This is a genomic window from Bordetella tumbae, from assembly GCF_054780995.1.
This window is the reverse complement of sequence record NZ_BAAGVG010000024.1, coordinates 93,993-107,008: the sequence shown is the minus strand read 5'-3', so window position 1 is coordinate 107,008 and position 13,016 is coordinate 93,993. Positions and strand designations below refer to the sequence as shown.

Here is a 13,016-nt window from a genome sequence, read left to right as displayed (position 1 = left end):
GTTGATCTTACGATGCGCGATGTAATGGCGCGCACTGGTCCATTTTCGATTAACGTTGGCCAGTCCACACCATGCTGCGCCAATCATGACCGAAACCCCCACGAACGACCACAGTCCTTGGACTGTCTTTCTGATTTTTCTGCGATTAGGCTTGACCTCATTCGGCGGGCCTATTGCACATTTGGGCTACTTTCGTGACGAATTCGTGACACGCCGGCAATGGTTGACCGAGCGCAGCTATGCGGACTTGGTTGCCCTATGCCAGTTTTTGCCGGGGCCTGCCAGTAGCCAGGTAGGACTGGCGATCGGATTGTCTCGCGCGGGATATACGGGAGCTCTGGCTGCCTGGGCCGGTTTTACGCTGCCATCGGCGATCGTCTTGATTCTGTTTGCCCTGGGTATATCCAGCTACGGAGACGTGGTGCCATCTGGGGTGCTGCACGGTCTGAAGGTCGTTGCCGTGGCCGTCGTGGCGCAGGCCGTATGGGGCATGGCTCGTAATTTATGCCCTGACGCGCCACGCGCCACCCTCATGGCTGCTGCCAGTTGTTTTGTGTTGCTGGTTCCATCGATTTGGAGCCAAGTAGCGGTCATTGTCATGGCAGCCGTCGTCGGTCTGTTGTGGTTCAAGCCGCAACAGGCGTCATCGGACGATCGGTTTCCCATCCCGATCAAACGCCGGACTGGTGTGCTGTGGCTGACCATATTCTTTGCCTTGTTGATTGTGCTGCCAATGCTGGTAACGGTATTCCCGAATCAGGCATTGGCAATGGTTGACGCGTTTTATCGTGCGGGGGCTCTCGTTTTTGGCGGTGGGCATGTCGTTCTGCCGTTATTGCAAGCCGAGGTGGTGCCTACTGGATGGGTCAGCAATGAGTCTTTTCTGGCGGGCTATGGTGCCGCGCAAGCGGTTCCGGGCCCATTGTTTACCTTTGCCGCGTTTCTCGGCGCGTCGATGAATGCGGCGCCTTCGGGTTGGCTGGGAGCTTGGATTTGCCTGCTCGCTATCTTTGCGCCCGCGTTTTTGCTGGTGGCAGGTGCATTGCCATTCTGGGAAAGCTTGCGCCGCAACGCGCGTATGCAAGCCGCTTTGTCCGGAATCAACGCGGGCGTAGTGGGTTTGCTGTTGGCTGCGCTTTATCAACCCGTATGGACGAGCGCAATTCTCGCGCCGCAGGACTTTGCACTGGTATTGGTGGCACTGGTTGCCTTAATGTTCTGGAAACTGCCCCCATGGCTCGTCGTCCTGGGTAGTGCGTTGGGCGGTTGGTTGTTGAGTATCGTTCTATAGAGGTACAGAGCCAGGGAGGAACTGACCATGTTTTCACATGTATTCGTCGGCGTTACCGATTTCGAGCGGGCCTTGCGTTTCTATGATCGCTTGTTTTCCGTATTGGATATAAAGCGACGGTTTTACGATGCGGACGTGCCTTGGGTTGGCTGGTGTCCCGCCGCAGGAGGGCGTCCGTATTTCGTGATCAGCAAACCATTCAATGGCCAGCCGCACGACGTAGGCAATGGCCAGATGTCGGCCTTTCTTGCTTCTTCCCGTGAACAGGTTCGCCAAGCCTATGCAATCGCACTGGCCGAGGGCGGTACGAGCGAGGGGGAGCCAGGTTTGAGACCTCAGTATCACCCCAACTATTTCGGCGCCTATTTCCGAGATCCCGACGGCAACAAGCTCTGCGTGGTGTGCCATCAGCCTGAGTAAGACGCTTTCTTTTCATCAGGCAGAACGTGTTGCGCATCTCGCGACAGTGTTGTATTAAATGAAACGTCATCCCACAATACGCGGGCCTGCCAGACGTCAGTCGGCAGAGCACATAATGATCCTGGGAGACATAATTGAAAAAATCCATTGGCGCCTTCGCCTTGGCCGTCTTGGCCACCCCCACGTTTGCCGCAGCTGCTTATCCCGACCAGCCTATTACCCTTGTGGTGCCGTATGCGCCGGGCGGAACAGCTGACGCATTGGCTCGCGTCATCGCGTTGAATCTGGGCAAAAAGCTGAATCAGAGCGTGATTGTCGAGAATAAATCCGGTGCGAGCGGGATGATAGGCGAGGCCTACGTCGCCCGGGCAAAGGCGGACGGCTATACCGTGCTCTACGATGCAACGCCGTTGTCGATCAATCCGGCGTTGCACAACATGAATTTCGACCCCGCAGCCGATCTGATGCCGCTGGCTATGGTGTCGGTCACGCCCAATATCCTGGTAGTGCCCAAGTCGTCGGCATTGAACAGCTTGAGCGATGTGGTGGAAACCGCAAAAGCAAAACCTGGGCAATTGACCTTCGCTTCAGGCGGCACGGGAACGGTGCAGTTCATGGCAGGCGAGTTGTTCCGGCAGGGCCGCGATTTGAACATGTTGCACGTGCCTTATAAGAGCGGCGGCCCCGCCATCATGGCCACGGTCGGTGGGCAGGTGGATATGATGTTCACGAACATTTCTTCTTCGCTGCCGCTGTACCAGAGTGGGCAGGTCAAAGTCCTGGCCATCACCTCTCCCAAGCGCAGTGCGCTGTTGCCGGACGTTCCGACCGTTGCCGAGTCGGGATTGACGGACTATCAGGTCTACGAGTGGAACGGCATGTTTGTACCGAAAGGCACGCCCGCGGACATCGTCGACAAGCTGCAGGCAACCATTCGCGAGGTGTTGAAGGAGCCCAGCGTCAAAGAGAAATTCGACTCTCTGGGCGCGGATATCGTCGCCGCCGGTCCAGCGGATTTCAAGCAGTTCCTCGACAAGGAGTTTGCCAAATGGGCAGGTGTTGTGAGCAAATCCAATCTCACAAAGCAATGACATCCATATCCGTATTCAATGAACATGTCTCGTCCTGACATAGCGGTTCCTCACTCCCTCGGCGTGAATCTGCCAGCGCATGTGTTGCCGGCGGGGGCGTGTGACAGCCACATGCACATTTTCGATCCACGGTTTTCACCGTCGCCGCATTGGACGCGTACCCCTCCCGTGGCCGAGGTGAGCGCGTATCGAAAATTGCAGCAGAGGCTGGGCACGTCGCGCACGGTTGTCGTCACGCCGTCGACATACGGTACCGATAATGCCTGCACTGTCGATGCGCTGTCGCAGCTAGGTGACAGCGCCCGTGGCGTTGCGGTGGTCGATGCCAGCGTGTCACCCGAGGCGCTCGATCAGCTGGCCGCGAGCGGTGTTTGTGGTCTAAGAGTCAACTTTGTGACCCCACAGTCTTGGGGGGAAACAACAGTTGATATGCTGACCACACTGGCACGCAAAATCGCGAGACTCGGATGGCACATACAGATCTTTGTGCATCCCGAGCAACTCATTGCGTTGGCGCCGGTCTTGTCCAGCCTGCCTGTGCCATTAGTGATCGACCATATGGCGAGAATTTCGCCCGCTGAGGCCGATCATGGGGAGGCTCATACGACCCTGCGCCGCTTGCTGGACGAGGGAAATACCTGGGTCAAGCTATCAGGTGCTTATATGCGATCGGCTGTGGGAGAACCGGATTACGCGGACACCCTGCCGCTGGGGCGCGCGCTGGTCAAATCCGCTCCAGAACGACTGGTCTGGGGTAGCGATTGGCCGCACACCACTCAACCATTGAATAGCGTCAATGATGCAAGTCTCGTTGACGTGCTGTGGCAGTGGTGTGAAACGGAAACCGCCCTGCGTCGAGTCCTGGTTGATAATCCATGCCTGCTCTACGGCTTTAGGTCCTGACTGCCCATTAAACCGGCGCATCGTTTGATGCGCCGGTTTAAATGATTCCTTGCCGTTAGTCGTAACGGCGAGACGATCTCTCGATACAAGCAGCGACGACTCGCCGTTTTTTCCTACTTGGGAATTCAAGCTCGCCGTACGAATTTCTCTGGCATGCCGAAATTGAAGGTGTTGGAGACTTGGAATGGGGGGCGAACACGCTCTCTGCCAGTAACGGCGAAACTGATCATTTTTGCTTGTTCGCTTCGATTGATGTCTTGTCCCCGTTCCACGGTTTCATCATCATGCAGTGTCCACGAGCCCTGCTCGCATCGACTATACATATAGTAGTGGCCTGCGGTGTCAGATTCGCCGACAGCGCCTCCTGCGTGAATGATGATGTCCCTGGGCTCCAACGTGAGCATCCATTCGACACCCGTTTTTTGGTCGATGACGGGGATGCGTACCGGTTTCGTGACATCCGCATTCAGGATGAGACGTGCCAGGCCGTCGCTATAGTCCATTGCATTGATATGCAGGTTGAATCGGTCCACTTCCTGGATGCTTGGCGTAGTCCATTGCTGAACGCGGGTAACCGTCGTGTTTTCGCTGTCGTTGTCATTCCACCTGACGCTGACATCATCCTGCCTCGTAGTGAGTGTGTCCACGATTTGCTGCAAACTGAAGTCCACTTGCTCGCGGCTCGACAGGTTGGCATCCTGGCAATACGCGGCATCGGCGATTTTGGGATCGCGTTTTTCTTGGCCATTGACCAAAGTCGTCTGTATCTGCAAGACGTTGGTATTGAGATTTCCGAGGTCAAAGCAATCGGAAAGTTTCATCAGAAACTCTTGTGCATCATTCTGATCGCCGACGACGGTGAACCCTGAGCCATTCGGCCCGTCACGAAAATTTTCCTGCGCCTGCAAGCTCTTGAAGAAATCGTGCAGTTCTCGACGCAAGGGTTTTTCGCTATCGTAGGCGGCCTTGATCAAATCGATGAATTTTTTCGCACAATCCTGCTTGTTTGGGTCAGAGGCATTTTGCCGGATTTGTTCCAGGTGTGCGACGAGTCGATTTTCGCCAATAGAATGGATCAGGAACTTCAAACCCGTATTGGCATAGCAAGTATTTCCCAGATTATCGAACCCGCAAAGGCTCGGTCCTTTCTCCGCGATTTCAATAAGGCGTTCGATCGTGCGGCTTTGCAATGCGGTAGCGCCCGTCAGGTCCAGATTGCGAATCGCATTTTCCGCATTCGTCTGGCCGTAGCGTGCCGATAGCGATTGAATGAGTACGCCGAGAACCTGAGCATTTTTTATCTCGAGTTCCCGGGTGAAATTCGCTACGGGCTCCCAGTGCTTCAGAACAGGGACGTAGCTCAATGCATAAAGAATTCTGTCGTTCAGGGTGAGCTGTGCGGCTCGCAGCGCGGGGTCTCCATCGATGTCATAAATTTCCATGTGGTGACCCGCGTCGGCGAGGGCGCGGAAACTGTCAGGCGAGAGGAACTGGTTGTGGTACGTGTGGGTGATCATGATGTTTTGCGTGTCGGCGTGAATGTCGGAGCCGCTTGCTGGCGCGGTGATGTGCGGACCTCGTTCTCCCCACCTTGGTAACGCTGTGTTGCTTACAGTTCCATAACTCCCTGATGTCACGTCATTTTTTCGTGAGCCAGGCTAGCTGTCGCTAAGCGCAGCAAGGTGCCTGCCTACTTGTGCAATGACCCGATCACGGTCAGGCCCGGGAATATCAGCGCAGGTATCCGGTTTCTATCGATCGCATCGCATTGTCGCCTTGCAGTTCAATGATTTCCTTGACGCTCGGTAGCTGGCTATCCACCGTTTTAATTCCGCCATCTCGCCGGATCTGTGCGAACACCTGCCGCATTGCGCCTACCGCTGCCCGGATAGCATGATTGCCGTAGATAACCACACCGACTTTACCCAGTGCGGCAATATCGGACTCGGTGAGCTGCGGATAGGCAGTCGGTACCAATACCAGCGGTACGTGGCCCGGCCAGGCGCGCACGAACGCCAGAATCTCGTCGGGTGTTTTTTGCTTGGAATGAATCAGGATCGCGTCGGCGCCGGCCTCCTCGTAGGCGATGCCGCGCCGGATAGCCTCATCCTGTCCTTGGCCTGCAATGAGTGCCTCTACGCGGGCGATCACTACAAAGTCTTTATCACGGCGTGCATCTGTGGCTGCAGCGACCTTGCCTTGAAACTCTTCGATGCGCACGAGTTCCTGGCGGCCATCGGCGCGCAAGCTGGTGTCCTTGGGAAAAGTCTTGTCTTCGATCACAATGGCCGATGCACCAGCAGCTTCGTACTGGGGCACCACATAGTGCACATTCACGGCGTTGCCAAACCCTGTGTCGATATCTGCGATCAGTGGCACCGACACAATAGAAGCGATGGCACGCATCATGTCCAAATGTGTGCTCATCGACAGGATGCTGGCATCGGGTACGGCATAGCTGGCTGATAACTCAAAGCCGCTGCCCCAGATTCCGTCAAAGCCGGCTTCTTCCGCCAATTTCGCGGCTAGCGGGTTGTGCGCAGCCATCGCAGTGAAAAGCTTGCCACTTTCCAACGCAGCACGCAGCGCCTGATTCTTGTTCACGAGCGATCTCCTTGGACGGACGGCGAAGCAATATTTGGACGTGCATCGACTGATACTGCCGAATATAAACGAACCCCCAGCGATTGGAGGGATGTCCAATCTGCTGGGGGCTGCTTGCCGTTCGTTTAAATCAACGAGCCTGTGTTGACTCCATCGCAATGTATTCAGTCGCGATGACGTTTCCAGTGCTTGTTGCCACGATGCCTGTCATGATCTCGATAGTTCGCGCGTCTATAGGAATCACGGTGGCCGCGATCCCGGTCCCAGTGATGGCGACGGCCGCCACGGTCATCGTCTGTGATCACATGTCCCAGTACACCACCCGCAGCTGCGCCGCCCAGCGTGTATAGAGGGTCGCCCTCAGATAGCAATGCGCCCGCTACGCCGCCCAGACCCGCACCGATGATCGTGTTACGGGTTTGTTTGTCGGCCAGTGCAGTTGTGCTGATGCCTAGCGCCAGCACACTGGCGAGCATGGCCTGAATCAGTCGTTTAGTCATAGTCATATCTTGTTCTCCTATGTTGGCTGTCCCTGCGATGCAGCCAGCATGTCGTATCGAGTTGGACGGTAAGTCACTCGTGTAGGATGAAGTTAGCATCTCAGGCCTGTATCAGTCGCGCAGGCCGGGCTACGGTGTGTATAAGCTGTTTCAGTCGCTTTCTCGGCGAAAAAGCTGGCAGTATCACTAGTCAGTAATAGAATCAGTAAATCCCAACCAGCAACGGAGCCGTCCCGTCATGCGTCGACAGTTAATGCTCTTAGCCGTTCCTCTGATGGCCCTTCATAGCATCGCGTCCGCGCAATCCGATCCCTGCGCTGATGCGGCCACACAAGCGGATATCAACGAATGTGTAGGAAAAGCTTACAAAAAGGCCGACGCTGACCTGAACGCTGCCTATAAGCAGGCGGCTACGCGCCTGAAGGGCGATGATGACCAGCACAAGAAGCTGATCACTGCTCAACGAGAGTGGATCAAGTTTCGCGATGCCGAGTGCGATTTCGTCACTGCTGATGCCGGTGGAGGCTCTGCTTATTCAATGGCTTTGTCGGCTTGCCTAACTACATTGACGCAAGATCGTACAAAACAACTGAAAGGCTATCTGGCGTGTCCGGAAGGCGACATTTCATGCCCCATTACCAAACCGTAATCTAAAAAGATTTATGCAGTTTGCTTTGAGTCGCCGGCTGCCGAATTTTCGCGCAGTTGAGGGTCTCTATCACTCTGGACGAGTGCAGATATCGAGTCTGCAGCCGGCCTAAAAAACGCCATCGTAAAACTCGAAAAAATACGGCGAAATTTACTCTCTTAACCCTTCATTAGAAGGGCTTTTTACTTACGTAGTCCTGAATCAAAAAAGCAGCCCTAACAGGTCTGTGGACTTCGTATATGCTTCGCGCTTTGGTTTGTAAAATAAATAGCTTCTTATTCTCATTCTGCTCTTGGACGGTTGTTAATGTTAGTGCCATTTCTGATCATGCTTCGGGAAGGGATCGAGGCCGCGCTGATTGTTGGCATTGTTGCCAGCTACCTTAAACGCAGCGGTTCTTCTTCGATGATGCCCGGCGTCGTGATCGGCGTGCTGTTGGCAGTTGCCCTTTCTTTTTTTGTTGGCGCAGGACTGCAAATCGCGATGGCCGAGTTCCCTCAGAAAGAGCAGGAGTTCTTCGAAGGCGTGGTCGGTTTGATCGCCGTCGTGATGCTGACGTCCATGGTGTTCTGGATGCGCAAAGCAGGCCCCTCGGTGCAGGGTGATCTACAGGAGTCTGTGCGTTCGGCGCTGGCTGGTGGCAAACGTCGCGAATGGGCGCTGATCGGCGTGGTGTTTCTTGCTGTGGCTCGCGAGGGGCTGGAGTCTGTGTTCTTTCTGCTTGCGATCTTTCAGCAGAGCGCTGGTTGGCATGCGCCATTGGGGGCGGTGCTGGGATTGCTCTGCGCAGTCGTGATCGGTTATGGCATCTACAGTGGTGGCCTGCGTTTGAACTTGCGCCGGTTTTTCCGCATTACAGGCGTGTTCATTTTGCTGGTCTCCGCGGGGCTATTGGCCGGCGTGCTGCGCAAGTTCCACGAGGCAGGCGTGTGGAATCATTTCCAGCATGTCGTGTTTGACATCGATCATGTTCTGCCGATGGATAGTCCCGTGGGCGCAGTACTGTCGGGCATGTTCGGCTATCAGTCGGCACCGGTGACGGGCGAGGTCGTCGTGTATCTCGTTTTCCTGGCGGTGAGTCTCTATTTCTTTCTGCGGCCTAGGCCCCAAGTCTTTTCTCAGCCGAAAACTTCTTCCTGATTCTGGGCTAGCACCTTATTTACGATGTCATCCTCACCACAAAAAAAGCGCTCTCCTCTGATATGGGTCGCCGTTCTGGCGTCTGCTGTGCTGGCCGTAGCCGGCCTGGCCACGTTCTGGTGGGCCTCGACGGCGAAACGCCCCGCGACGCAGGCTGATGCCAACGCCGTCAAGGTCACCATCCGTGATGATGTTTGCGAGCCGAACGATATTACGGTGCCGGCCGGACGGACCACGTTCGTGATTACGAATGCTTCCAAGCGGATCCTGGAGTGGGAAATCCTGGACGGCGTCATGGTGGTCGAGGAGCGCGAGAACATCGCGCCTGGTTTCTCGCAAACCATGAAGGTGAAGTTGCAGCCGGGCAAATTCGAGATCACCTGCGGTCTGCTGAGCAATCCGCGCGGCACGCTGACGGTGACGCCGTCGGCCGCTTCTGATGCCGAAGCTGCGAAGCCGTCCTTGGTCGCCTATATAGGCCCGCTGGCTGAGTACCGTGTGACGCTGTTGACCCAGGCCGCCGCCTTGCAAAAGGCGCTGAAAGCACTGGACGCAGCCGTCAAGGCAGGCAATCTGGACCAGGCTCGCCAAGCGTACCTGCAGGCTCATCAGGCCTATGCACGGCTAGAGCCTATGTCGGATCTGTTCTCCGATCTGGACGCGCGCCTGAACGTACGTCCGGAATATCTGGAAAAGCGTGAGGACGACAGCGCTTTTGTGGGGCTGTTCCGTTTGGAGCGTGAGTTGTATCGCGCAAACAAACTTGATCAAGCGCAACCCGTCGTGGATGGCTTGATTGCAGATGCAGACACGTTGCGTGAACGTGTGCGCGCGCTGAACATCGAGCCGCCGCGTCTGGCCATCGGTGCGTCGCGTTTGATGCAGCGTTCGGCTGACCGATTTGCCAACGATGCGCAATCGTTGCCGGCAGCGGTTGCCGTCAATTATCTGCAGGGCAGTATCGCCGGCGCCAAGGGGATCGCACAGTTGCTGGCCCCGCTGGTGACCAAGGCGGACGCAGCGTTGCAAGAGCAAGTCGATAGCGCGTTTGCCGCAGTCGAGTCGCAGCTGAGCGCTTATCAGCAAAAGCAGGACGACAGTACCAGAGAGGCATTGACCCAGGCGCTGAGGCACGCTGCCGCGACGCTGGAGCAGATCAACGCCAAGCTCGGACTGGACTAACTTTATTTGTACAGGTTTTCATCATGTCAGGCAGTCATTCAGATTCCCGCGGGCCGTCGGGTTCGCTATCGCGCCGTCATTGGCTAAAGGGCGCAGCGTCCCTGGCAGGCCTTGGCGCATTGCCCGTCCATGCGCAAACGCCGCCTGCCGACAGCCAGGTCACTGATGCGCCGCACAGCTTGCGTACAGATGAGCATGTCAGTTGCTGGGGAGAACACCAAGCCGGCATCGTGACGCCACGGCCATCAGCGGGGATGTTGGCATCATTTGATGTCATCGCTACCGACCGCAAGGAACTGGAACGTCTGCTGCGTGGACTTTCTGAACGCATTGCGTTTTTGACGCAAGGTGGCGACGTGCCCAAGCTGGATCCTCGCTTGCCGCCCGCGGACTCCGGGATCATGGGGCCACATGTACAGCCGGACGGCTTGACGGTTACCGTGTCTGTCGGCGAATCGTTGTTTGATGACCGCTTTGGTTTGCAGGATCGCAAGCCGCGGCATCTGCAACGCATGAGCGCGCATTCGAACGATGCACTGGATGCTGCGTTGTGTCATGGCGATCTATCGATTCAGTTTTGCTCGAATACGCCCGATACCAATATTCATGCACTGCGAGACATCATCAAGCAGTTCCCGGATTTGTTGATCCTGCTCTGGAAGCAAGAAGGCACCGTGCCGCCCGTGCCGGAAAAACCCGGCGTTCCGGCGGAAAGCGCCAGGAATTTCCTGGGTTTCCGTGATGGGTCGGCCAATCCCAATGCCAATGACAATGCGGCGATGAGCCAGATCGTGTGGGTGGGGCCGGATGACGAGGGCGAACCGGCCTGGGCGCATGGTGGCAGTTATCAGGCGGTACGGATTATTCGGAACTTCGTCGAGCGTTGGGACCGCACACCGCTACAGGAACAAGAAGCCATCTTCGGCCGTCAGCGCGACAGCGGTGCGCCACTGGATGGCGGCAAGACCGAGCACGACGTCCCCGATTTCACCAAGGATCCAGAAGGCAAGAAAACGCCGCTGGATTCACATATCCGCTTAGCCAATCCCCGCACTAAAGGGTCTGAGAAAAATTTGATTCTGCGCCGTCCCTTCAATTACTCGAATGGCGTGACCAAGTCGGGCCAGCTCGAGATGGGGCTGCTTTTCATCTGTTATCAGTCCAACCTGGAAAAAGGCTTTATCACTGTTCAGAAACGACTGGATGGAGAGCCGTTAGAGGAATACATCAAGCCGATTGGCGGTGGGTTTTTCTACACGCTTCCAGGGATGCGCGACAAACAGGATTGGCTCGGACGCACGCTTCTGAGCGCTGCCTAGTTCGTCGTTGGCCATTGTTTACATCACACAAGGAGATCTCATGCCGTTTTCCCGCAACCGTCTGCTCGCCGCAGCGATTTTTGCCGGCGCGATGACGATGCAAGCCCATGCTGCCGTGGCGCCGCTGGAATTGGTCGGGCCGGTAGCCGAGTACAAGCTTTACGTGAACGAAAACATCGACAAATTTGTCGAGGACGTTCGCAAGTTCACCGATGCCGTCAAAGCCGGCAAGATCGACGAGGCCCGTGCGCTATTTGCGCCTACGCGGATGAGCTACGAGCGTATCGAGCCGGTGGCAGAGCTGTTCAGCGATTTGGATGCGTCGATCGACTCACGTGCCGATGACCATGAGAGAGCCGAGAAGGACCCAGGCTTCATCGGTTTTCACCGCATCGAATATGCACTGTGGGAAGAAAAGAACACCGACAAGGTTCGCGACGTAGCGGACAAGTTGATGGCTGATGTCCTGGAGCTGCAAAAGCGCTTGTCGCAGTTGACCTTCCCGCCGGAGAAAGTCGTGGGCGGTGCTGCCGTGCTGATGGAAGAGGTCGCCGCCACCAAGATCTCGGGCGAAGAAGACCGCTATAGCCACACTGATCTGTGGGACTTTCAGGCCAACTTCGAAGGGTCGTATCACATCTTTGAATTGCTGCGCCCCTTGGTAGAGCGCGAAGACAAAGCCTTTGTCGAGAAGACCGACGGCAACTTCAAGACCGTATTTGATACGCTGGCCAAGTACAAGACAGCCGAAGGTGGTTTTCAGTCGTATGAGAAGCTGACCGACCGCGATCGAAAGGTCCTCGCCGGCCGCGTCAATACGTTGGCAGAGGATCTTTCGCAAATGCGTGGGATGCTGGGCCTGGATTGAGGCGATAGACCGCAGTGCTTGCAAGGGGTGGTGTTGCCTCGGCAGATTGATGCCGAGGCAGTACCACCTTATTTCCTTGCAGCCACGGCCTTTTCAACACGGCTGACCAGCAGATCTATGTCTTTCAGATCAGCCGCCGTTAACACCGGACCCGGTGCACGCATCGTGGCAGAGCGTATCGCGCCGCGGCGCTTGAGCACTTCTTTGCGCACGGCTACGCCCCATTGCGATTGGTTTTCAAAGTTCAACAGGGGCAGGTAGGTGTCAAAGAGGTCATGCGCTTCTTGGACCTTTCCCGCGCTATACAGCTTGTGCACGCCAGACAGCATTTCTGGATAAGAGAACCCGGCCATCGGCCCTTCAATACCGTGCGCTAGTTCTTGCAGCAGGAATACGCCGTTGTTGCCGGTCAGGATCGGTACATGGCGGGGCAGGGCGGCACGCATGCGGGTGATCTTGGCTGCGCTCGGGATGTCTTCTTCCTTGATCGCCTGGATTTGTGGATGGCGTTCAACGAGGCGGGCAATGGTCGGCACAGATAGCCAGACCCCCGTGGAAAAAGGAAAGTCCTGCAGCACCGTCGGTACATCGCCGATGCGCGAGAACACGGCGTTGAAATAGCTGAAAATATCTTCTTCGGTCTTCAGCCCCGTTGCTGGTGCGATCATCACGCCATAGGCACCTGCCTCCACAACGTCTTTAGTCAGCGTCGCCAATTGTGCAACGCTGGGATTGCTGACGCCCGCGATCACGGGTTTGCCCTGCGCGCGTGTCACGTAGCGGCGTACGGTCGCGAGCGATTCTTCCATCGACAGCTTGGCCGCCTCGCCCGCGACACCGAGTACGGTGAGTCCCGCGGCACCATGCTTGATATAGAAATCGCATAGCGTGTCGACGCTCTCGAGATCCAGGGAGCCATCATCGGTGAATGGGGTTTGCGCGACGACAAATAGGCCGCTGAACGTTTGAGACATCGTGGGTTCCTGTATTGCTGGCTTGGTGAGTTTGAATGTTAGCGCTAATATTAGCGCTAACATTTGTCGGAATGA

The 13,016-nt window shown here is 56.3% G+C and carries 13 protein-coding genes; 9 read left to right on the top strand and 4 right to left on the bottom strand.

Annotated elements, in window-relative coordinates:
* Positions 1–85 precede the first annotated feature (85 nt).
* The 4 genes from chrA (at position 86) to ACYVI2_RS25620 (ending at position 3,705) form a co-directional block, all read left to right on the top strand.
* Positions 86–1,291, top strand: a complete 1,206-nt coding sequence (gene chrA, locus ACYVI2_RS25635; RefSeq protein WP_415817539.1) for a chromate efflux transporter — start codon at positions 86–88, stop codon at positions 1,289–1,291.
* A gap of 27 nt (positions 1,292–1,318) precedes the next feature.
* Complete coding sequence (locus ACYVI2_RS25630) at positions 1,319–1,711, top strand: VOC family protein (protein WP_415817541.1); 393 nt, start codon at positions 1,319–1,321, stop codon at positions 1,709–1,711.
* 134 nt (positions 1,712–1,845) lie between these two features.
* The gene (locus tag ACYVI2_RS25625; RefSeq protein WP_415817543.1) at positions 1,846–2,802 is read left to right on the top strand and encodes a Bug family tripartite tricarboxylate transporter substrate binding protein; all 957 of its coding nucleotides are present in this window, start codon (positions 1,846–1,848) and stop codon (positions 2,800–2,802) included.
* Positions 2,803–2,820: 18 nt separating this feature from the next.
* Positions 2,821–3,705 carry an amidohydrolase family protein gene (locus ACYVI2_RS25620; RefSeq protein ID WP_415817545.1) on the top strand — a complete coding sequence of 295 codons (885 nt, stop codon included), beginning with the start codon at positions 2,821–2,823 and terminating at the stop codon, positions 3,703–3,705.
* A gap of 125 nt (positions 3,706–3,830) precedes the next feature.
* Here the strand turns inward: ACYVI2_RS25620 and ACYVI2_RS25615 are convergent, their stop codons facing one another.
* The 3 genes from ACYVI2_RS25615 to ACYVI2_RS25605 form a co-directional block, all read right to left on the bottom strand.
* Positions 3,831–5,222, bottom strand: coding sequence for a type III secretion system effector BopA family protein (locus ACYVI2_RS25615; RefSeq protein WP_415817547.1), 1,392 nt, complete (start codon positions 5,220–5,222; stop codon positions 3,831–3,833).
* 214 nt (positions 5,223–5,436) lie between these two features.
* Complete coding sequence (locus ACYVI2_RS25610; protein WP_415817550.1) at positions 5,437–6,309, bottom strand: phosphonopyruvate hydrolase; 873 nt, start codon at positions 6,307–6,309, stop codon at positions 5,437–5,439.
* A gap of 164 nt (positions 6,310–6,473) precedes the next feature.
* Positions 6,474–6,815 carry a hypothetical protein gene (locus ACYVI2_RS25605; protein ID WP_415817552.1) on the bottom strand — a complete coding sequence of 114 codons (342 nt, stop codon included), beginning with the start codon at positions 6,813–6,815 and terminating at the stop codon, positions 6,474–6,476.
* A gap of 232 nt (positions 6,816–7,047) precedes the next feature.
* On the opposite strand from ACYVI2_RS25605, the gene ACYVI2_RS25600 reads away from it, so the two are divergent.
* From ACYVI2_RS25600 to efeO (ACYVI2_RS25580), 5 genes are all read left to right on the top strand, one after another.
* The gene (locus ACYVI2_RS25600; RefSeq protein WP_415817554.1) at positions 7,048–7,458 is read left to right on the top strand and encodes a lysozyme inhibitor LprI family protein; all 411 of its coding nucleotides are present in this window, start codon (positions 7,048–7,050) and stop codon (positions 7,456–7,458) included.
* A gap of 306 nt (positions 7,459–7,764) precedes the next feature.
* Positions 7,765–8,598, top strand: coding sequence for an iron uptake transporter permease EfeU (efeU, locus tag ACYVI2_RS25595; RefSeq protein ID WP_415817556.1), 834 nt, complete (start codon positions 7,765–7,767; stop codon positions 8,596–8,598).
* Positions 8,599–8,622: 24 nt separating this feature from the next.
* Positions 8,623–9,780: an iron uptake system protein EfeO gene (gene efeO, locus ACYVI2_RS25590; protein WP_415817558.1), complete on the top strand. Its 1,158-nt coding sequence runs from the start codon at positions 8,623–8,625 to the stop codon at positions 9,778–9,780.
* A 23-nt stretch (positions 9,781–9,803) separates the two neighbouring features.
* A complete protein-coding gene (gene efeB, locus ACYVI2_RS25585; protein ID WP_415817560.1) occupies positions 9,804–11,099 on the top strand; it encodes an iron uptake transporter deferrochelatase/peroxidase subunit in 1,296 nt (431 codons plus the stop codon).
* A 40-nt stretch (positions 11,100–11,139) separates the two neighbouring features.
* Positions 11,140–11,967, top strand: coding sequence for an iron uptake system protein EfeO (gene efeO, locus ACYVI2_RS25580; RefSeq protein WP_415817562.1), 828 nt, complete (start codon positions 11,140–11,142; stop codon positions 11,965–11,967).
* A 68-nt stretch (positions 11,968–12,035) separates the two neighbouring features.
* Here the strand turns inward: efeO (ACYVI2_RS25580) and ACYVI2_RS25575 are convergent, their stop codons facing one another.
* Positions 12,036–12,941, bottom strand: coding sequence for a dihydrodipicolinate synthase family protein (locus tag ACYVI2_RS25575; protein ID WP_415817564.1), 906 nt, complete (start codon positions 12,939–12,941; stop codon positions 12,036–12,038).
* Positions 12,942–13,016: the final 75 nt, after the last annotated feature.

Coding starts and splice junctions, on each gene's coding strand:
- chrA (WP_415817539.1), top strand. CDS start 86: ATGACCGAAACCCCCACGAACGACCACAGTCCTTGGACTGTCTTTCTG.
- ACYVI2_RS25630 (WP_415817541.1), top strand. CDS start 1,319: ATGTTTTCACATGTATTCGTCGGCGTTACCGATTTCGAGCGGGCCTTG.
- ACYVI2_RS25620 (WP_415817545.1), top strand. CDS start 2,821: ATGAACATGTCTCGTCCTGACATAGCGGTTCCTCACTCCCTCGGCGTG.
- ACYVI2_RS25615 (WP_415817547.1), bottom strand. CDS start 5,222: ATGATCACCCACACGTACCACAACCAGTTCCTCTCGCCTGACAGTTTC.
- ACYVI2_RS25605 (WP_415817552.1), bottom strand. CDS start 6,815: ATGACTATGACTAAACGACTGATTCAGGCCATGCTCGCCAGTGTGCTG.
- ACYVI2_RS25600 (WP_415817554.1), top strand. CDS start 7,048: ATGCGTCGACAGTTAATGCTCTTAGCCGTTCCTCTGATGGCCCTTCAT.
- efeU (WP_415817556.1), top strand. CDS start 7,765: ATGTTAGTGCCATTTCTGATCATGCTTCGGGAAGGGATCGAGGCCGCG.
- efeO (WP_415817558.1), top strand. CDS start 8,623: ATGTCATCCTCACCACAAAAAAAGCGCTCTCCTCTGATATGGGTCGCC.
- efeB (WP_415817560.1), top strand. CDS start 9,804: ATGTCAGGCAGTCATTCAGATTCCCGCGGGCCGTCGGGTTCGCTATCG.
- efeO (WP_415817562.1), top strand. CDS start 11,140: ATGCCGTTTTCCCGCAACCGTCTGCTCGCCGCAGCGATTTTTGCCGGC.
- ACYVI2_RS25575 (WP_415817564.1), bottom strand. CDS start 12,941: ATGTCTCAAACGTTCAGCGGCCTATTTGTCGTCGCGCAAACCCCATTC.